This window comes from Streptomyces composti, from assembly GCF_012034205.1.
In the GTDB taxonomy this organism is placed as follows: Bacteria; Actinomycetota; Actinomycetes; order Streptomycetales; family Streptomycetaceae; genus Streptomyces; species Streptomyces composti.
The window spans coordinates 12,416-31,690 of sequence record NZ_JAATEM010000028.1 but is presented as its reverse complement, the minus strand read 5'-3'; the positions used below and the strand labels follow the sequence as shown (position 1 = coordinate 31,690).

The following is a 19,275-nucleotide window of genomic DNA, read 5'->3' as shown; positions in this document are numbered from 1 at the left end:
GACGAGCCGGGCCGGTGCCACGCTCCGTGGCCTTACGATGGCGCGGTGCTGGTCAAGTGGATTCGCTGCACCGTGGTGGACCGCCGCGGTTTTGAACGGGGACAGCGAAAGTGGGCGGGGCTTCTGGGGGAGCCGGGGTTTCGCGCGCAGGGCGGAGGCTGGAGCCGCCACCGGCCGGATGTGGCGCACATCTTCTCCTTCTGGGAGAGCCGCGCCTTCTACGACTCGTTCATGGCGCGCTCCCACGACCGCCTCGCCGCGGCCCAGTCGGGCACCTTCACGAACGCGCAGGTCAGACTGTTCGAGTACCGGTTCGACGTGAAGACCGGGTTCGAGCCCCGCTTCACCGACGCCGACCTGCTGCGGGTGGCGCTGTGCCGGGTGCACGAGGAGCGGGCGGAACACTTCGTCCTCATGCAGGAGAAGGTGTGGAACCCGGCGATGGCCGGCTCGCCGGGCATGGTCCGCGGACTCTTCGGCGAGGCGCCCGGGCACGAGTACCTGGTCCTGTCCATGTGGCGCTCCGCCGCCGAGCACGGCAAGTACCGCACCGAGCGGGTGGAACGCCTGGCCCTGCGGGCCCAGACCGAGGCCGATGTCGCGGCCCTGACCGGTGACATCGTGGACATGGAGCCGGCCTGGACTGTCTGATCTCGGGCGCCGCCGGTGGGCCCGATCACGGGGCCCAGGATGCCCGCCGTGAGCGCCGGGGCACCTGCGACTAGGGTTTTGGCATGGCACGACCACGGCGCATCGTCCTTGTCCGGCACGGCGAATCAACGGGCAATGTTGATGACTCCGTGTACGAGCGCGAACCCGATCACGCGCTGGCCCTCACCGAGCGCGGCTGGCAGCAGGCGGAGGAGACGGGCAAGCGGCTGCGCGAGCTCTTCGGCCGGGAACGCGTCAGCGTGTATGTCTCCCCCTACCGCCGTACCCTCCAGACGCTGCACGCCTTCCGGCTCGACCCCGGGCTCATACGAGTCCGGGAGGAGCCCCGGCTGCGCGAGCAGGACTGGGGCAACTGGCAGGACCGCGAGGACGTGCGTCTGCAGAAGGCCTACCGGGACGCCTACGGCCACTTCTTCTACCGCTTCGCCCAGGGCGAGTCCGGTGCCGACGTCTACGACCGGGTGGGGAACTTCCTGGAGAGCCTGTTCCGCAGCTTCGAGGCCCCCGATCACCCGCCCAACGTGCTCATCGTGACCCACGGTCTGGCCATGCGGCTGTTCTGCATGCGGTGGTTCCACTGGACCGTGGCGGAGTTCGAGTCCCTGTCCAACCCAGGGAACGCCGAGATACGGATGCTCGTTCTGGGGGAGAACGGCAAGTACACCCTCGACCGGCCCTTCGAGCGGTGGCGCGAGCCGGTGAGAGATCACTGGATGGACGGGATCACTGGATAGAGTGGCAGGGCGATGACCGCTGACTCCTCTCCTGCCGGGCGCCTGGAGCGCGCCCTCGCCAGCCTGCGCGGACTGTCGGTGGGGGACGCGCTGGGCTCCCAGTTCTTCGTGCCGGTGAACTATCCGCTGCTCAAGCGCCGCGAGCTGCCCCCTGGCCCGTGGCGGTGGACCGACGACACGGAGATGGCCTGCTCCGTGGTCGCCGTCCTGGTCGGCCATCACCGGATCGACCAGGACGCCCTCGCGCGCTCCTTCGCCGAGCACCATGACTTCGACCGGGGCTACGGCCCCGCCGTCACCCGCCTGCTGCGCCAGATCCGCGAGGGCGGTGACTGGCGTGAGCTCGCCGCCGCGCTGTTCAAGGGCCAGGGCTCCTGGGGCAACGGCGCCGCCATGCGCATCGCCCCTCTGGGCGCCTGGTACGCCGACGACCCCGAGCAGGCCACCCACCAGGCCGAGATCTCCGCCTACCCCACCCATCAGCACCGCGAGGCCGTGGTCGGCGCCATGGCTGTGGCAGCGGCGGCCGCGCTCGCCGCCGCCCCTGGCGGCCCGCCCGGCGCGGAGGCCCTGCTCGACGGCGTGATCGACCTGGTGTCCCGGAAGAGCGCGGTCGGTGCGGGGCTGCGCCGTGCCAAGGACATGCTCGACTACGCCGACCCGGCGACGGTGGCCGCCGTGCTCGGCTGCGGCCGCCGCACGTCGGCCCATGACACCGTGCCCTTCGCCCTGTGGTCGGCCGCGCGTGCCCTGGGCGACTACGAGCAGGGGTTCTGGACGACCGCGCAGGCGGGCGGGGACATCGACACGACGTGCGCCATCGTGGGCGGAGTGATCGCCGCCGGCAAGGCGGGAGCGCCGCCCGCCGAATGGACGGACCGGACCGAGGCGCTGCCGGACTGGGTGCCGACGTCTGTGTGAGCGCCTTCTTCGATACTCTCCGTGCAAGGTGGGAACTCTGCGTGATTGCTCGCTCGTTGTGAGGGCAGCCGCTGTGTGAGCCGGGGGCTCTCGGCGGGTGCGGGTCTCGATGTGCCCGGCCGGACGGGCCGCACGAGTGCCTGCGAGCAAGGGTGGTCAACGGAGGGATCGGGGGCGGTGTGGACGTGACTCTCGTCGTCCTGCTTCTGCTGTCGGCTGTGTCCGTCGTGGTCGTGCGCGGTGCGTCTCCCGAGGTCGTGCGCAGTGCGCCGCTCGTGGTCGGGCACGATGTGTCGCTGCCGGGAGCAACGGCACTTCTGCAGCAGGGGCGGCCCGGCGGCACTCCGGCCCGCCGCCGTGTGGGTGCCGGTGTGCCGCCGGGCCGGGCCCGCCGCTCTCGGGGCTCAGCCCATACCGGGTCCGGCGGTGCCGGAGAGCGCCTCCAGGTCGCTCTTGCGGACCCTGATCACCAGCCCCGCGGTGACCAGCGCAAGGACGGCCATGGCGGCCGCGGGGATGAACGCCGCCGAGATGCCCTGCGCCAGCACTTCGTGGCCCCAGGGAGCGGGCAGCTGATGCGTCTGGGCGAACTCGGCCTGTTGCTGCGGCGTCGCCTCGGCCAGGAAGGCCGGCATCTGCTTCTCCGCCTCGTCCCTGCTGGCCGTGCCGAACACCGTGGTCAGCAGGGCCAGTCCGACCGAGCCGCCGACCTGCTGGGTCGCGTTGAGCAGTCCGGAGGCGGCACCGGCCTCGTGCTGCGCCACACCGGAGACGGCGGTGAGCGTCAGCGTCACGAAGTTCAGGCCCATGCCGAAGCCGAAGATCAGCATCGGGCCGAGGACACCGCCCGCGTAGGAGCTGTCGGAGCTGACCAGGCTCTGCCAGGCCAGGCCCAGTGCCGCCAGTGTCGTGCCGACCAGCATGAACGGCTTGGGGCCGAACAGCGGCAGGAAGCGCTGCGACACCCCCGCGCCGAGCGCGATGACGACCGTCACGGGCAGGAAGGCGAGACCGGCCTCGATGGGGCTGTAGCCGAGCACGTTCTGCACGAAGAGAACGATGTAGAAGAACATGCCGAACATCGCCGCGGCCAGGCTCAGCATGATCACATACGTGCCGGAGCGGTTGCGGTCGGCGAACATCCGCAGCGGCGTGATCGGTTCCCTGGCGCGGCTCTCGATGAGGGCGAAGGCCGCCAGCAGCACCGCGGCCGCGGCGAAGGAGCCGATGGTCAGGGTGTTCCGCCAGCCCTCGTCGGCCGCCCGGATGAAGCCGTAGACGAGCGAGGCCATACCGGCCGTCGAGGTCACCGCGCCCGCGACGTCGAAGCGGCCGGTGTGCCGCTCGGACTCGCTGATGTACAGCGGGGCGAGCACGGCGATCAGGAGACCGATCGGCACGTTGACGAAGAGCACCCATCGCCAGTCGAGCCACTCGGTGAGCATGCCGCCGGCCAGCAGGCCCACGGCGCCGCCGCCGGCGGAGACCGCGGCGAAGACTCCGAAGGCCCGGTTGCGTTGCGGCCCCTCGGGGAACGTGGTGGTGACGAGCGCCAGCGCGGTGGGCGAGGCGATCGCACCACCGACGCCCTGCAGGACGCGTGCGGCCAGCAGCTGCCAGGGTTCCTGGGCGAGTCCGCCGAGCAGCGAGGCAAGGGTGAACAGCAGGATGCCGGTCATGAAGACGCGGCGGCGGCCGAGGATGTCGCCGGCCCGGCCGCCGAGCAGGAGCAGGCCGCCGAAGGTCAGCGTGTAGGAGCTGACCACCCAGGTGAGGTCCGTGGTGCTGAATTCGAGTGCATTCTGGATGTGTGGCAGCGCGATGTTCACAATCGTCGCGTCCAGTACCACCATGAGTTGGCAGGCCGCGATGACGGTGAGGGCGATGCCGGGGTGACCGTCCCGGCGAGCCGCACCGGGCTTTCGGTCCTGAATCAACGGAGAGGTAGTCACTATGGTCCCCCATCAGCGCGATAGTGAACGCTCGCGTTCACTGCTGTGCTCAACCGTAGGAGCCCTGAGACAGTGAACGCAAGCGTTCACTGAGTGCCAGTCCGCCCGGCGTGTCCCCCTCAGGTGCCGGACGGGCCGTCCCCGATCCCCGCGAAACCCGCTTGATCTGCTCGTTGGAGAGAGTCAGATGGTTACTTCGGGCTGGGCGACCGCCCACGCTCAGACGGCCCCCTCCCGTCGCCGCGGTGCCGTGCTGGAACGCGCGATCCTCGACGCCGCTCTGGAACAGCTCAGCACGGTCGGCTGGAACGGCCTGACGATGGAGGGCGTCGCCGCCGCCGCCCAGACCGGCAAGGCCGCCGTCTACCGCCGCTGGCCCTCCAAGGAGGACCTGGTCGCCGACGCCCTGCGGGCCGGGCTTCCGGAACTCGCCGCGGCGCCGGACCTGGGCAGCGTGCGCGAGGAGCTGCTGGAACTCTGCCGTCGGGCGCGGGACGCGATGTACTCGCCACCGGGGGCGGCCCTGCGGGCGGTGATTCACGAGTGCGACGCCGTGCAGGCCGAACGCTTCCACGGGGTGATCGTCAAGGGGCTGGTGGAACCGGTCATCGGGCTGCTGCGCGACGCGATCGAGCGCGGGATCGAGCGGGGAGAGGTGCGGTCCGACGCGGCGAACGGGTACGTGTTTGACGCCGTTCCGGCGATGATGATGTACCGCTCGAAGGTGTGCGGAAGCGAATGGCCGGACGCCGAAATCCAGGAGATGATCGACCAGTTGATGATGCCGCTGCTGCGGCCGTAGACGTTCCGGTGCTGCGGCCGTAGAGGTTCCAGTGCTGCGGCCGTGGACGTTCCGGTGCTGCGGCCGTAGAGGTTCCGAACCGGTGTCGCGGAGGTCGTGATGTCACACCGGGAACCGGCCTGTCGTCCGCCGTCGCCCGCGGCGTACGCTAAGCACGCCATGCCGTACGAACCACCGACTCACACCGTCGAGCGCTCACTGCGCGCCACGACCGGGGCGAAGATCATTGCAGGCATCGACGAGGTGGGCCGCGGTGCGTGGGCCGGTCCGGTCACCGTCTGCGCGGCGATCACCGGACTGCGCCGGCCTCCCGAGGGACTCACCGACTCCAAACTCCTGACGATCAAGCGGCGGACCGAACTCGCCGAGACGCTGCGGTCGTGGGTGACGGCGTACGCCCTGGGGCACGCCTCGCCTCAGGAGATCGACGACCTCGGCATGACGGCCGCGCTGCGGCTGGCGGCGTGCCGGGCCCTCGAGGGACTGCCGGTCCGTCCCGACGCCGTGATACTCGACGGCAAGCATGACTACCTGGGCGCTCCCTGGAGGGTCCGGACGGTCATCAAGGGCGACCAGTCGTGCGTGGCCGTCGCGGCGGCCTCGGTGATCGCCAAGGTCCAGCGCGACAAATTGATGGCCGAACTGGGCGCCGACCATGCAGACTTCGGTTTCGCGGACAACGCCGGGTATCCGTCGCCCGTGCACCGGGCCGCGCTGGAGGTTCGGGGACCCACCCCGCACCACCGGTTGTCCTGGGCGTATCTTGATGCGCTGCCCCAGTGGCGGCACCTCAAGAAGGTCCGCACCGTGGCGAACGGAAGCGTTCCGGAGATCGAGGGTCAGCTCGGCTTCGATTTCTGACGGTTCCGCTCGCACGCAAGTGCCACCCGGCGGCGCCAGCCGTACCAACGTTTGATAAAAATCAGCTCATGCCTCTCATTCCCGAGGAGCCTCAGATTCACGAGAGTGCCCAGGGTCCCCGCGCCACTCCGGCCAGCGGCCGCACCGCGCCGACCCCCCGCCCCGTACCCGGTCCCCGCCCCGCGGCCCCGTCGCGTCCCGGCGGACGTCCCGGCCCTCTGAGGCCCACGCCGCCCGCCCAACGGTCTTCACGTGACGGGGCCGGCGCGCCCAAGCCCGGACCGAAGCCCGGTCCGAAGGCTCAGTCCCCGGCCGCGCCGGCCGCGGCCACGCCGCAGATCCAGCTGATCCCGGCTTCCGCCGAGGGGGCGCTCGACGCCGCCGAGGAAGCCGTGGACCTGCTCCTGGACTCCGGCCGTGCCCCCGGTGACGTGCTGGTGATCACCACCGGCGAGCAGCACCCGTGGGCGGCCCACGAGCTGTCCTTCGGCGAGAGCTCCTACTGGGCTCAGCACGACGCGGGCGACGACGTCTTCTACGTGGACGCAGCCGTCGCCGACCGCGCCGCCCAGCGGCCGGTCGTCGTGGTGGCGGTCAACGGCGGCACGGAGGCCGCTGCTGCCTCCGCTCTGTCCCTCGCCCATTCCAGGGCCGGCTCCCTGCTGATCGTCTGCGGCGACCCGAAGCGCATCAACTCGGTGCTGGGCGCGGGCGTCTGAGCGGACGCCTCCGCCCACGGCGGGCGGACGGTCACACGCGGGGGCCGAGCTCAAGTCAGGGTCGTCTCACCGCCTTTCGCCCGGCGCACGGGCGCCGAACGGCGTTCAGCGGGGACCGGTCGGCCGGGCCGAGGTCGGGAGGCGCGGGACGTTCGTGCGCAGGGAGCGGCGGGAGAAGCCACCAGGGGCGGTGAAGCGGTCGGCATGCGGGCCCGGTGTACTGCTCAGCAGTCGGCCCGGTACCGTTCAGCGGGCCGCTGCGCGGCGGAGGATCTCGGATGCCGCGCCGCCGGTGCGCGGCATGCGGGGCGGTGACTCCGAGGTGGCGAACGGCTCCGGTGCCGAGTCGGCGCTGGGGCGGCGTCCGCCGCGGCCCTCGCCCAGCACCTGCCAGCCGTCGCGGGTCAGCGTGATGTAGGCCCCGCAGCGCAGTCCGTGCAGTGTGCAGGCGTCCCGCAGCCCCCACATCCACGCGCCGTCCTCCTCCGTCCAGCGCGCATCCCCCTCACGGCAGTACATCAGGACCGCGGTGCGCACGGGGGTGCGGCGGCGCAGATCGTGCGGGATCACGCGGCGCAGCTGCGCCAGCAGTGCGTTGCGGAACATCCAGCCGTCGGCCGGTGCGGGGCGCCGGGTGAACGAGGCGCTCGCCCGCAGCCGCTCGTCCGGATCGAGCACGGCGACGACCGCGGTCGCCACAGTGGGACGGTGCCGAGCGTGCAGTCCGCTGACCACCTCACGCGGGTTGCGCAGCAGGGGAATTCCGGCAGCGGCCCACTCCGCGGGTTCGAGCACACGAGAGGCGGAAGCGGCGGGCGTCGACAAGGAAGCCGCCGAGGACGGAGCGAATCCGAAGGTCACGGTCCTCCCTTCGGCTACGCCCACACTGCGGGCGGGTCGGATTCGGGGGAGCGCGCACGCAACTGAGACCTACCGGAGCGGCAGACGAGCCGTGCGGGTGCTGCCTTCAATTCTTCCTGTCGAACTTGGATGCGGCAATGAGCAATTGAGGCGGCAGACCGCTATGTGACGTTGAGTGCCCTATATCCCTGGAAGGGAGTGACCGGGTCACGCACGAGGCGTTCGAGCACGACACGTTCGTACGGCACATGGCTGCGCCGCGTCCAGAGGCGTGCGCGGAGAGTTCCGGCACCTTTCCGGCAGGCAGCGGCGAGCCGTCAGCCCTGTACGGCCAGCACCAGCGGCAGTACACCCGCGGCACCGGCCCGTCTGAGCAGCCGCGCCGCCACCGCGAGGGTCCAACCGGTCTCCGTGTAGTCGTCCACGAGGAGAACAGGGCCCGGTGCGTCGGCGAGCGTCGCCGCGAGTGCGGGCGGCACGGTCAGCGCTCCGTCGAGGGCCTTCAGACGCTGGGCGCTGTTGCTGCGGGACGCCTGGTGCGGGCGCGCGTCATGCGTGTACTCCACGGTGCCCAGCAGCGGCAGGCGTCCGACTTCTGCGATGCGTGCGCCGAGCGACTGGATGAGCTGGGGCCGGGTGTGCGAGGCGACGGTGACCACGCCGACCGGCCGGGGCGGGGCGTCCGGTTCTCCGCAGGCCCAACCGCCGGGTCCCTTGGCCCAGTCGGCCAGCACCCCCACCACCGCGCGGGCCACGTCGTCGGGCACCGGCCCGTCCGGGGCCTGGGCGGCGAGCATGGGGCGCAGCCGGTTGCCCCAGCCGATGTCCGACAGCCGGCCCAGGGCCCGGCCCTGCGCCGCCTGTTCGGCCGCGGGGATGCGGCCCTTGAGGTCCATGCCGATCGCCGGGAGGCCGGTGGGCCACATGCGCCGGGGCTCCACCTCGACGCCCGCCCTGCCGAGGTCGTCGCGGGCGGCGGCCAGCGCGCCCGCGGACGTCTCGGCGGTGTGCCGGGGACCTGCGCAGTTGTCGCAGCGGCCGCAGGGCCTGGCCGTCTCGTCGTCCAACTGCCGCTGCAGGAACTCCATCCGGCAGCCGGTGGTCTCCGCGTACTCGCGCATCGCCTGCTGCTCGGCCTCGCGCTGGCGGGCCACCCAGGCGTAGCGCTCGGCGTCGTACGTCCACGGCTGGCCCGTAGCGATCCAGCCGCCCTTGACCCGGCGCACCGCCCCGTCCACGTCCAGGACCTTCAGCATCGTCTCCAGACGGGATCGGCGCAGCTCCACCAGGGGCTCGAGGGCGGGGAGTGACAGTGGACGGTCCGAGCTCGCGAGGATGTCGAGCGTGCGGCGCACCAGCTCCTCGGAGGGGAAGGCGAGGGAGGCGAAGTACTCCCAGATCGCCTCGTCCTCCTTGCCCGGGAGCAGCAGGACCTCGGCGTGGCGGACCCCGCGCCCCGCGCGGCCGACCTGCTGGTAGTAGGCGATGGGGGAGGAGGGGGAGCCGAGGTGCACCACGAAGCCCAGGTCGGGTTTGTCGAAGCCCATGCCGAGCGCGGAGGTGGCCACCAGGGCCTTCACCTTGTTGGCGAGCAGGTCCTCCTCGGCCTGCTGCCGGTCGGCGTTCTCCGTCTTGCCGGTGTAGGAGGCGACGGTGTGGCCGCGCTGCCGCAGAAACGCCGTCACTTCCTCGGCGGCGGCCACGGTGAGGGTGTAGATGATGCCCGAGCCCGGAAGCTCGTCCAGGTGATCGGCGAGCCAGGCCATCCGGTGGGCGGCGTCCGGGAGGCGGAGCACGCTCAGGCTGAGGCTCTCGCGGTCCAGCGGGCCCCTCAGCACCAGGGCGTCCGGACTGCCGCCGGTGCCGAGCTGCTCGGCGACGTCCGCGGTCACCCGCGCGTTGGCGGTGGCGGTGGTGGCCAGCACGGGCACGCCGGGCGGGAGGTCGCCGAGCACGGTGCGCAGCCGGCGGTAGTCAGGGCGGAAGTCGTGGCCCCAGTCGGAGATGCAGTGGGCCTCGTCCACCACGAGCAGGCCGGTGGTGGCGGCCAGTTCGGGCAGCACCTCGTCACGGAACTCCGGATTGTTCAGCCGCTCGGGGCTCACCAGCAGAACGTCCACGTGCCCGGCGGCGATCTCGCTCTTGACGGCGTCCCACTCCTCGATGTTGGAGGAGTTGATCGTCCGGGCGTGGATCCCGGCTCGCGCCGCGGCCTCCACCTGGTTGCGCATCAGTGCCAGCAGCGGGGAGACGATCACCGTGGGACCGCTGCCCTGCGCGCGCAGCAGGGACGTGGCCACGAAGTAGACCGCGGACTTGCCCCAGCCGGTGCGCTGGACGACCAGGGCACGGCGCCGGTCCGCGACCAGTGCCTCGATGGCCCGCCACTGGTCCTCACGCAGCCTCGCCTCACCCGAGGTGTCCCCGACGAGACGGGCGAGGACGGCATCGGCGGCTGCCCGGAGATCCGCGTTGCTGGTGTGCTCCATGCGTTCCATACAACAGGACGGCAGTGACAGCCGGAGGAGCAGGAGCGAACGGGCAGGTCAGAGGGGTTGTGACGTGTCCTTGGCAGGAGTTGTCCACAGGTAGAACCGGAAGATTGCATTCCGCGAGATCGTTCTCGCATGACGAAGCACAGCGAAACGACCGGAAGCTCCGAAAGCGCTGAAAGCTCGGAAAGCGGCGAGACCGCGACGTCCGGCGGCATGGTGACAGGCGGCGGCGTCCTGAGGAACGACGTCGGGGGAGGCGGCGACATCCTGAGGAGCGACGACGTCGGGGGAGACGGCGGACTCAGCGGGGGGAGCGACATCGCTGGGAACGGCGGGAGCAGCGACGGCTCTGGCGACAGGGCCGACGGCGCAAGCAGCCGCGGCAACAGCAACGGGACCAGCGGTCTGAGGTGCCGGAGCAACACCACCGCCGGGAGCGACGGAGCCACCGGCGAGAGAGACACCGCCGGGGAGAGCGCGCGCGAAGAAGGACCGGGTGAGCGCGCAGAGGACCGCGGGGGACCGGTCGGCGATCCTGTCCACCGTGTCGACGGGCCCGCCTGCACCGCCTATGTCGGCCAAGGCGAGGAGCAGCAGGTCACCCTGCGCACGCCGGCGGAACTCGCCGACGCCCTGCCCTATCTGCTCGGATACCGGCCGGAGGACAGCATCGTTCTGGTGGCCCTGCACGACAAGGACGGACGCGGCAGGTTCGGCGGCCGGGCGAGGCTCGGCATTCCGGCCGACGCGGACGACTGGCCGGCTGCGGCCAGGCAGCTGGCTCACGGGCTGATCACCGGCAGTGAACGCCGGGGCGCCCGCCCCGAGCAGATGGTCGCCTTCCTCTGCCAGGAACCTGCCCCGGGCGAAATCGGGCGGCAGGTCAAGGACCGGCTCCGGCCACTCGCCCAGGCCCTGCGTCTGGAGTGCGGAGGGCTCGACGTACCGGTGGTGGAGGCCCTGTGCATCTCCGACGGCCGCTTCTGGTCCTACTGCTGCGACAACCAGGTCTGCTGCCCGGCCGAGGGCACGCCCATGGGCCTGCCAGGTACCTCGGTGCTGGCCGCTGCGGCGGCCTACGCCGGACTTCAAGTGCGCGGCACCCTCCGCGAGCTGCGGGCCAGGCTGCTCCCCTGGGACAAGACCGCCGCCCGGGAACAGCAAGTCGCCCTGGACGCGGCGGGACTGACACTGATCCCGAGGATCCTCGACCCCAAGGGGCGCCACGAGGTCGCTGAGGAGACACTGCGGCTCGCCGAGTGCATCATGGGCCGGCTCGCCGAGGTCCCGCCGGTGGGCCGTCCCCTCGACACGGATCTGCGGGACGACGCACTGATCACCCATGACGAGGCGGCGACGCTGATCCTCGGACTGCAGGACCGCACGACCCGCGACCGCGCGGCCGAATGGATGGAGGGTGAGACCGCGGCGCAGGCGCTCCGGTTGTGGCGGGCACTCGCGCGGCGCTGCGTCGGCCCCTACTCCGAGCACGCGGCGGCACCTCTCACTCTGGCCGGATGGGTCGCCTGGTCCACCGGAGACGAACTCGAGGCCAGGGAAGCCCTCGCCATGGCACTGGGCGCCGACCCCGAGTACTTGTTCGCCCGCCTGCTGCACCAGGCCTGCAACGAAGGGCTCGATCCGGAGTCCGTCCGACGGTGTCTCCGTGCGGAGCGCCTCAACCGCGAGCGGTCGGAGACCAGGCAGCCCGCCCCTCGCTCGCAGCAGACCTCCGCGCACGACCGGCCCCGCACGAGCGACCCCGGTGCCACAGACGGCTGTTCGACGCGCCGGTCGCGGAGGCAAGCGGTGCGCTCGGGAGCACGGATTCCACGCCAGCGTGGCTCGGTGCCGGCGGACCGCACACGTCCCGGGGGCGGGCCGGAAGGCAGGAGGCGACCGCAGAACCTGCGGAGCAGCCGGAGCAGGAAGGAAAGCGCGCGTCAGAGCGGCATGGAGGACGGCGACGGGGGACGCGAGTGAGGGACGGGGTGAGCCAGGGACTGGGCGCAGGGATCCGGGCACGGCTCGGAGCCGGGCCGGCCAGGCCGATCGGGGTGTCCGGGGTGTCCGGGCCGGTCGGGGTGTCCGGGCCGGTCGGGGTGTCCGGGCCGGTCGGGGTGTCCGGGGCGCCGAACGAAGGGCTGTGCCGAGGCGGCCGGTGCCCGCAAGACTGCCACTGGCAAGGGTCCTGGACGGGGTGGCTGAAACGGACGGTGAGCTGCCCGCGGGGACCGTACGCGACCAGCGGGCCGCGGTGGCGGTCACCCGGCCGCGGGCGTGACCTGGTACGGGCCGTGGCCGTTCGCCTGAGTGGCAGAACGCCTGGACGAGGCGCGACGCCGTGCAGCCCCTGCCCGCCCGGAGCCCTTCGGCGGCGTGTGCGGTCAGGGTCACCGGAGCACACAGAAAGCCGTCCCATGCACCAGCCGAGTCCGCCCCGGTCCCTGGCCGACGACGACCCCTCCTCCGAGGCCGGGCGCGCCGCACCGACCAGGACCCCCGCCGGTTCACGGCCGGGCACGGCCGAGTCCCTCGGCTCCACGACACCACCGGGTGAGGCGGACCGGGCAGCCTCCCCGCCGCCCACGGCCGCGCGGCTCACCGGCCCGCCGGCACCCGGCGCCACGCCCGGCCGCCCGGAGACCCGCCCGCCGGGTGCGCCCACTCACGGTGCCCCGGGTGCTGCCCGGCAGCCCGTCGGTGAACTGCCGCCCGCGCACAAGGTCCTGACCTGCGTCGCACTGCCCGGGCTCGCCATCTCCGCCGAGGACGGGCAGCTGGCCGGTCGCGGACTTGAGGGCTTCTACCGGGCCGGGCGGCGTCTGCTCTCCCGCTGCCTGCTCCGCATCGGCGGCAGAGAACCGCTTGCCCTGCAGGCCGGGATGGCCGGCGCCGACCGCGCTCGCTTCACCGGAACCCTGCGCAGCACCCCGCACGGCAGTCCGGACCCCGACCTCCTCGTCGAACGCGTCCGCTCGGCCGACGGCACGGAACGGATCACCCTGCACAGCGCGGCAGCCCGCCCGCTGCGCCTGCCCGTCGAGGTGGCTCTCGGCACGGACCTCGCCGATCTCGGAGCGATCGCGGCGGGGCGTGCGGGACCGGAGCTGCCCGCCGGGGTCCACGCCTCCGGTCTGCGCTGGACCGGCAGCCGGACAGCCGCCCACGTCACGGCCGACCCCCCTGCCTCCGACGCGTTCGCCTCGGCCGGGCTGCTGCGCTGGGAACTCGAAGTGCCGCCCGGCGGCAGCGCGAGCATCGAGTTGCGGGTGCGGATGCAGGGGGCGCCACCCCTGCGCGCGGTGAGCCACGCGGCCAACGGCCCATTGGCGTCGGCCCGGGCGGCGGGGGACGACCCACGGGGCCCCGCGCTGCTGCGGACGAGCATCAAGGACCTCCGCGCGCTGCTGCTGCGGGACCCCGTGCAGCCCACGGATGTCTGTGCGGCGGCCGGTGCGCCCTGGCGGTGCGGTCCGGCACCGGCGGACGCACTTGCCGCGGCGCGCATGGCCCTCCCGCTCGGCACCGGCCTCGCCGCCGGCACCCTGCGCTCCCTCGCCCGGACCCAGATCACCGGCCCCGGCCCTCAGTCCGGAATGATCCCCGGCCCCCGCCGGGACGCGGGGCCGCACCTCCCGCCGAGTTGCACCGGCACGGAGGCCACCCTGCTGTTCCCCGTCCTGCTGGCCGAGGCCCGCCGCTGGGGTCTGCCCGAGCGCGAGACGCAGGAACTGCTGCCCGCAGCCGAACGCTGCCTGGCCTGGCTGCGGAACACGGCGGGCGACGGCCGCGAGGGCGTCTACCTGCCCGACCCGCGCCCCGACGCTCCCCTCCGCAGCGAGACGCAGGCCCACGCCCATCGGGCCGCGGTCCTCGGGGCCGATCTCCTCGACGCCTGCGGCAGACCGGGCGCGGACGCACTCAGGCAGTGGGCGGGCGAACTCCGGCAGGTGTTCCGCGAGGACTTCCGGGTCGACGCCCCGGGCGGCGGACGGCCGGCGGCGGCCCGCAGACCGGACGGCACCCTCGTGCCGCACCTGGGCGGCTGGGCGGTACACCTCCTCGACACCGGCCTGCTGGGCGGCGGCGAACTCGCCCCGGGCCTCTGCGACAAGCAGCAGACCGAGCAACTGGCCCGGCTCCTCGGAGGCCCCGCGATGGACACGGGGTGGGGGCTGCGCGGACTGACCGCCGACGACCCGGGCCACAACCCCTTCGGCCACCGCGCCGGTGCCGTACGCGTCCACGAGACGGCACTCGCCGTCGCCGGGCTCGCCGCGGCCGGACACGAACGCGAGGCGGCCTCGCTGCTGCACGGAGTGCTCGGTGCGGCCCAGGCGTTCGACTACCGGCTGCCCGAGATGTACGCGGGTCGGAGACGTGCGGAGGGGAGCGCTCCGCTCCCGCACCCGGCCGCCTGCCGCCCCGCCGCGACGGCCGCGGCCGCGGGTGTGCTGCTGCTCGCCACTCTCGTGGGCCTCCGCCCGGACGCCCCGGCCGGGACGGTCACCCTCCGCCCCATGTCCAGCGCGCCGTTGGGCGAGATCGTCCTCACCGGACTGCGGGTGGCCGGCGCACCCTTCTCCGTGCGCGTCAGCCGGCTGGGGATGGCCATGGTCGAGGAGGCCGCGGAAGAACTGCAACTGGGAGTGTGACCTGGACAGAGCCATGATCGGGCGGCTGCGGGGCACCGCCGGCCGGGGCACGGCGGACCGAAGTGGATCGGTCAGGTAAGCGACCGACGAAGGGAGTGTTTATCGTCAGGCAGACGACTATGATCGCGGACATGCCCTACGACCCGTCAGCCTTTCCGCCCTTCGCCGTCACCGTGGACCTGGTCGTGCTGACCGTACGCCGTCACTCCCTGTGTGCACTGGCGGTGCGGAGGGGTGAGCCGCCGTTCCAGGGGCGCTGGGCGCTGCCGGGCGGCTTCGTGAGGGCCGACGAGGACCTCGCCCAGGCGGCGGCGCGCGAGCTGGCCGAGGAGACCGGGCTGCGGGTCCACGACCCGGCCGCCCCCACGCAGGACCACGGTGCACATCTCGAGCAGCTCGCCACCTACGGCGACCCCAAGCGTGACCCGCGAATGCGCGTGGTCAGCGTCGCGCATCTGGTGCTCGCCCCGGACCTGCCCGCGCCCCGCGCCGGGGGCGACGCCAGCAACGCGCGCTGGGCGCCGGTGGACGAGCTGCTGCAGCAGGGCGGGTACGGACGGGACGGCGAGCCGGTCGCGCCGCTGGCCTTCGATCACGCCCAGATCCTGGCCGACGGTGTGGAGCGCGCCCGCTCCAAGATCGAGTACTCGTCGCTGGCGACCGCCTTCTGTCCGCCCGAGTTCACCGTGGGCGAGCTGCGCCGGGTCTACGAGGCGGTCTGGGGAGTGGCCCTCGACCCGCGCAACTTCCACCGGAAGGTGACCGGGACGCCGGGATTCCTCGTGCCCACCGGCGGCACGACCACCCGGCAGGGCGGCCGCCCCGCCCAGCTCTTCCGGGCCGGCGGAGCCACCCTGCTCAACCCGCCGATGCTGCGCCCCGAGGTGTGAGAGCACTCCAGTGGGCAGCGGCAGCCCAAGGTCGTCCCGGCAGGCCCGGTGATTCCCGAAAAATCCGATTTGGCGCGCTATCTTGCTTCGGATGATCCAGGCCATCGGATTGACCAGCAACCCCCGCAAAGAGCTGCCGCCCGCGGTCGACGACGTCTCCTTCGAGGCGCCCGCGGGGCGAGTGACCGTGCTGCTCGGAGCGCCGGGCGCCGGCAAGACGACAACGCTGCGACTCATGCTCGAGCTGCAACCCGGCCGTGGCATCACCTACTTCAGAGGCCGGCCCCTGCACCGCATCGACCACCCCGCCCGCGAGGTCGGCGTACTGCTCGGCGAGGTGCCGGGGCACCCGGCCCGCACCGTGCGGGGACATCTCCGCATGCTGTGCGCCGCCGCGGGACTGCCCGCCCGCCGGGCCGACGAAGTGCTGGAGACCATGGGCCTGGTGAGCCTGCGCGACGAACGGCTCGGCACCCTCTCCCGTGGACTCGACCGCCGTCTCGGCCTGGCCTGCGCCCTGCTGGCGGACCCGCACACGCTCGTCCTCGACGACCTCGCGCACGGTCTCTCCGTCCGTGAGAACCGCTGGCTGTACGGCGTCGTGCGGACGTACGCGGAGCAGGGCGGCACGGTGCTGTGCACCACGGCCGACCCCAAGGAGGCGGCCCGGATCTCGGACCGGGTGATCACCCTGGAGCAGGGGAGGGTCGTCGCCGACCAGGAGACCGCCCACTTCGCGCGCGCCCGGCTCCGGCCCCGCGTCGGCGTGCGCAGCCCGCACGCCGCCCGCCTCTCGGCCCTGCTGGCCAAGGAGGCCCGCGCCGCGCGGCGTTCGGTCGAGGTCGTACAGGAGGACGGCAACCGTCTCTCCGTCTACGGCAGCAGCTGCGCCGCAGTCGGCGAGACGGCGTTCCGGCACGGCATCGTGGTGCACCAACTCGCGGACGAGATCGGAGACATGGGCCCGGGCGCAACGCCCCCGCCCGAGACGTCCGATTCCCCGGCCGGTGACGCCGGAGTGGCGGGGGCCGCCGACTCCGTCGCCGAAAGCCCAGCCACCGCACCCGCCGGCAGCCGGCCGCGCGCATCGGCAGGAGCCAACAGCACCGCGCTCCGCCACACCCCAGGAGCCTCCGACACCCCCGGGACCGCCGATGTGTCCTCCCCCGCACCCGCCGCGCTCTCCGAGCTTCCGCCCCCCATCACCGTCCGCCCCGCGCCCGGCCCGCTGCGACCGCTGCGCTACGAGATCCGGCGGGCGGCCGGCATCGGCACCGGGTTCGGCATCGGGGCCGCGGTCCTGATCGCCTCCGTGCTCACCGCCGTGCTGTCGGCGCGGCTCGGGCACACGCCGCAGCCGCGGCTGCTGGCCGCCTGGCCGCGGGAGCTGCCGTTGCCGCCCGCGGCGCTCGGGGCGGGCCTGCTCGGCGCGCTGGCCTTCGGCGACGAGTTCCGTCACCCCGCCCTGGCGGCGGACCGCGGCACGGTGCCACGGCGGCTCGGGCTGCTGACCGCCAAGCTCCTGGTGGCCTCCCTGATCGCCCTGCTGCTGGCCGTGCTGACCGTCGGCTGCGACGCCGAGGTGCTCTATCTGATCCATGGGGGCGAGCTCGTCGAGGTGCCGGACGACTGGCTCGCGCTCGGTGCGAGCTGGCTGGGGCTGGTGACCGGCTGCGCCTGGGCCGGCGTGCTGGCCGCGGGGGTCTTCCGGTCCACCGCGGCGGGGCTGGCCGCGGTGCTCGCCGTGCCGCTGCTCGTGGTGCCGCTCGTGCAGTGGGTGTCGCGGGGGTCGTCGGTGCGTGCGGCGGCCGGATTCCCGGCACGGGTGCGCGAGCTGTTCCCGCTCGGGTGGCCCTTCGGCGGGGAGCGCTACCTCGAGGGCGTTCTGCGGCTGGTCGCTCAACCCGTGGGCGGGGCAATGGCGTTGTCGGTCGCCGCGCTGCTGTGCGCATATCTGCTCACGAATCTGCGCAGCCGGGTCCGATGACGACCGTCAATGCCGATATCGGTTCGCCCGTGCGCACAACTCCCCGGGGAAAGCCCATTTCTTTCCGATAAGGCGTCAATTGCGACGGCGTGAGCGATCACCCTTTCGTGTGCTTTTCACCAAAGCCCTCAAGGGAGTTGGAACCGGCGCCGACAAAGGATGCGTGAGTACCCTTGCGCACACCATGATGACCGCCGCCCGCTCCGCAGACTCCGGCCTCGCGAGCCCGGGCGAACTCGACCGCTACCCCTTTGAGGAGGCGCCCGCCGTCGACCGCGGCGGGGCACCCGTCTGGGACGGCGCGGACCCCGAGCTGAACCGGGTGAGCCGGCGGGCCGCGGGCAGCCGCGGCCGCGGACTGCACGGCCAACTCGTCCAGCAGCTGGGACAGATGATCGTCTCCGGCGACCTGGGTGCCGACCGCCCGCTGGTGCCCGAGGAGATCGGCCAGCGCTTCGAGGTCTCCCGCACCGTCGTCCGCGAGTCGCTCCGCGTCCTGGAGGCCAAGGGCCTGGTCAGCGCCCGCCCCAACGTCGGCACCCGGGTGCGCCCCGTCAGCGACTGGAACCTGCTGGACCCGGACATCATCGAGTGGCGGGCCTTCGGGCCGCAGCGCGACAATCAGCGCCGTGAGCTGAGCGAGCTGCGCTGGACGATCGAGCCGCTGGCCGCCCGCCTGGCCGCCGGACACGGGCGCGAGGACGTCCAGCAGCGGCTGTCCGCGATGGTCGACATCATGAGCCACGCCGTCGCCCAGAGCGACGCGCTCACCTTCGCGCGCGCCGACTCCGAGTTCCACTCCCTGCTGATCCAGGTCGCCGGCAACCGCATGCTCGAGCACCTGTCCGGCATCGTCTCCGCCGCGCTCCAGGTCTCGGGCGGCCCGGTCACCGGCTGCGAGCGGCCGAACGAGTCCTCGGTGGCGCACCACGGCCGGATCGTCGACGCTCTCGCGAGCGGCGACGGCGCGGCGGCCGAGGCGGCCATGCGCCAGCTCCTGACGGTCCACCCCGACGTGGAACGCGTGGTGCCCGCCCCCCGCGAGCACTGACCGCGTTCCGCCCGCGGCCCCGCCGGGCGTTGCCATCCCCCTCCTGTGGCAACGCCCGGACGCCGGGCCGCCCTCCTGTCGGACCCCGCGGGATCCTCGCCGATCCGGCGGGGTCCGACGGTGAGGGGGAACCCGCCGCCGGCCGGGACCCCCGGACAGGATCACGGACAGGATCAGGGGCAACCGGACGAGAGAGCAGGCATCCGGTCTTCCGCACGGGACAGGCATCCGATCTTTCGTACCGGACAGGCATCCGGTCTCCGTGCCGGACAGGAATCGGGTGTTCCGCACCGGGTAGGGGTGGGGTGTCCGGCAGCGGGTAGGGGGTGGATGTGAAGTGATCGTGGGATGAGACGGGCAGGTGCGGGACGATCCCCGCGGACCGGAGACCCCGCCGGGGCGCCGGGTGCCGCGGAGGACGCGGCACCGGCTGCCACGGGGGACGGCCGGGCCGCTCCGGGACCGCATCGCGATGCCTCGGCGTGACGGTCTCGACCACCAGTGGCCGTAATTGTCCCCTAATGACAACTTATGGGCGCTTATGGGATGTGACTCGGGCCACGCGGAATGGGCGTAACGCTCCTGGAAGGAACGCGATGACCTAAGAGGTGACAGCCGCGGAGGGAATACGGACGCCGTTCATGGCGCTGTGCTTCTCCCCGGCGCCCGCCC

The 19,275-nt window shown here is 72.7% G+C and carries 14 protein-coding genes; 11 read left to right on the top strand and 3 right to left on the bottom strand.

Annotated features, from left to right (window positions below; genetic code table 11):
• Nucleotides 1-45: 45 nt before the first annotated feature.
• The 3 genes from HCJ93_RS22245 to HCJ93_RS22235 all read left to right on the top strand — a co-directional run bounded on the left by HCJ93_RS22245 (nt 46) and on the right by HCJ93_RS22235 (nt 2,327).
• Complete coding sequence (locus HCJ93_RS22245) at nt 46-651, top strand: YdbC family protein (RefSeq protein WP_167997551.1); 606 nt, start codon at nt 46-48, stop codon at nt 649-651.
• An 83-nt stretch (nt 652-734) separates the two neighbouring features.
• Nucleotides 735-1,406, top strand: coding sequence for a histidine phosphatase family protein (locus tag HCJ93_RS22240; RefSeq protein ID WP_167997550.1), 672 nt, complete (start codon nt 735-737; stop codon nt 1,404-1,406).
• A 12-nt stretch (nt 1,407-1,418) separates the two neighbouring features.
• Nucleotides 1,419-2,327: an ADP-ribosylglycohydrolase family protein gene (locus tag HCJ93_RS22235; RefSeq protein WP_167997549.1), complete on the top strand. Its 909-nt coding sequence runs from the start codon at nt 1,419-1,421 to the stop codon at nt 2,325-2,327.
• A 404-nt stretch (nt 2,328-2,731) separates the two neighbouring features.
• Here HCJ93_RS22235 and HCJ93_RS22230 read toward each other — a convergent pair whose 3' ends face one another.
• Nucleotides 2,732-4,279 (bottom strand): MFS transporter, encoded by a 1,548-nt coding sequence (locus HCJ93_RS22230; protein WP_167997548.1) that lies wholly within the window; start codon nt 4,277-4,279, stop codon nt 2,732-2,734.
• A 187-nt stretch (nt 4,280-4,466) separates the two neighbouring features.
• On the opposite strand from HCJ93_RS22230, the gene HCJ93_RS22225 reads away from it, so the two are divergent.
• The 3 genes from HCJ93_RS22225 to HCJ93_RS22215 all read left to right on the top strand — a co-directional run bounded on the left by HCJ93_RS22225 (nt 4,467) and on the right by HCJ93_RS22215 (nt 6,661).
• Nucleotides 4,467-5,081: a TetR/AcrR family transcriptional regulator gene (locus tag HCJ93_RS22225; RefSeq protein WP_167997547.1), complete on the top strand. Its 615-nt coding sequence runs from the start codon at nt 4,467-4,469 to the stop codon at nt 5,079-5,081.
• Nucleotides 5,082-5,240: 159 nt separating this feature from the next.
• Nucleotides 5,241-5,942, top strand: coding sequence for a ribonuclease HII (rnhB, locus tag HCJ93_RS22220; RefSeq protein ID WP_167997546.1), 702 nt, complete (start codon nt 5,241-5,243; stop codon nt 5,940-5,942).
• Between the two features lie 68 nt (nt 5,943-6,010).
• Nucleotides 6,011-6,661, top strand: coding sequence for a hypothetical protein (locus tag HCJ93_RS22215; RefSeq protein ID WP_167997545.1), 651 nt, complete (start codon nt 6,011-6,013; stop codon nt 6,659-6,661).
• Nucleotides 6,662-6,907: 246 nt separating this feature from the next.
• On the opposite strand, the gene HCJ93_RS22210 is transcribed toward HCJ93_RS22215, so the two are convergent.
• Entirely contained in the window at nt 6,908-7,522 is a 615-nt protein-coding gene (locus HCJ93_RS22210) for a hypothetical protein (protein ID WP_167997544.1), read from the bottom strand.
• Nucleotides 7,523-7,839: 317 nt separating this feature from the next.
• Nucleotides 7,840-10,011 carry a RecQ family ATP-dependent DNA helicase gene (locus HCJ93_RS22205; RefSeq protein WP_167997543.1) on the bottom strand — a complete coding sequence of 724 codons (2,172 nt, stop codon included), beginning with the start codon at nt 10,009-10,011 and terminating at the stop codon, nt 7,840-7,842.
• A gap of 138 nt (nt 10,012-10,149) precedes the next feature.
• Here HCJ93_RS22205 and HCJ93_RS22200 point away from each other — a divergent pair, with 138 nt between their 5' ends.
• The 5 genes from HCJ93_RS22200 (at nt 10,150) to HCJ93_RS22180 (ending at nt 18,603) form a co-directional block, all read left to right on the top strand.
• The gene (locus HCJ93_RS22200) at nt 10,150-12,000 is read left to right on the top strand and encodes a DUF4192 domain-containing protein (RefSeq protein ID WP_309141476.1); all 1,851 of its coding nucleotides are present in this window, start codon (nt 10,150-10,152) and stop codon (nt 11,998-12,000) included.
• A 437-nt stretch (nt 12,001-12,437) separates the two neighbouring features.
• Entirely contained in the window at nt 12,438-14,675 is a 2,238-nt protein-coding gene (locus HCJ93_RS22195; RefSeq protein WP_167997542.1) for a glycogen debranching N-terminal domain-containing protein, read from the top strand.
• Between the two features lie 131 nt (nt 14,676-14,806).
• Nucleotides 14,807-15,565, top strand: a complete 759-nt coding sequence (locus HCJ93_RS22190) for an NUDIX hydrolase (RefSeq protein ID WP_167997541.1) — start codon at nt 14,807-14,809, stop codon at nt 15,563-15,565.
• Between the two features lie 91 nt (nt 15,566-15,656).
• Nucleotides 15,657-17,552, top strand: coding sequence for an ABC transporter ATP-binding protein (locus HCJ93_RS22185; protein WP_167997540.1), 1,896 nt, complete (start codon nt 15,657-15,659; stop codon nt 17,550-17,552).
• Between the two features lie 163 nt (nt 17,553-17,715).
• Complete coding sequence (locus HCJ93_RS22180) at nt 17,716-18,603, top strand: FadR/GntR family transcriptional regulator (RefSeq protein ID WP_167997539.1); 888 nt, start codon at nt 17,716-17,718, stop codon at nt 18,601-18,603.
• The last annotated feature ends 672 nt before the right edge of the window (nt 18,604-19,275 follow it).

Coding starts and splice junctions, on each gene's coding strand:
- HCJ93_RS22225 (WP_167997547.1), top strand. CDS start 4,467: ATGGTTACTTCGGGCTGGGCGACCGCCCACGCTCAGACGGCCCCCTCC.
- HCJ93_RS22205 (WP_167997543.1), bottom strand. CDS start 10,011: ATGGAGCACACCAGCAACGCGGATCTCCGGGCAGCCGCCGATGCCGTC.
- rnhB (WP_167997546.1), top strand. CDS start 5,241: ATGCCGTACGAACCACCGACTCACACCGTCGAGCGCTCACTGCGCGCC.
- HCJ93_RS22185 (WP_167997540.1), top strand. CDS start 15,657: ATGATCCAGGCCATCGGATTGACCAGCAACCCCCGCAAAGAGCTGCCG.
- HCJ93_RS22200 (WP_309141476.1), top strand. CDS start 10,150: ATGACGAAGCACAGCGAAACGACCGGAAGCTCCGAAAGCGCTGAAAGC.
- HCJ93_RS22240 (WP_167997550.1), top strand. CDS start 735: ATGGCACGACCACGGCGCATCGTCCTTGTCCGGCACGGCGAATCAACG.
- HCJ93_RS22235 (WP_167997549.1), top strand. CDS start 1,419: ATGACCGCTGACTCCTCTCCTGCCGGGCGCCTGGAGCGCGCCCTCGCC.
- HCJ93_RS22190 (WP_167997541.1), top strand. CDS start 14,807: ATGCCCTACGACCCGTCAGCCTTTCCGCCCTTCGCCGTCACCGTGGAC.
- HCJ93_RS22195 (WP_167997542.1), top strand. CDS start 12,438: ATGCACCAGCCGAGTCCGCCCCGGTCCCTGGCCGACGACGACCCCTCC.
- HCJ93_RS22215 (WP_167997545.1), top strand. CDS start 6,011: ATGCCTCTCATTCCCGAGGAGCCTCAGATTCACGAGAGTGCCCAGGGT.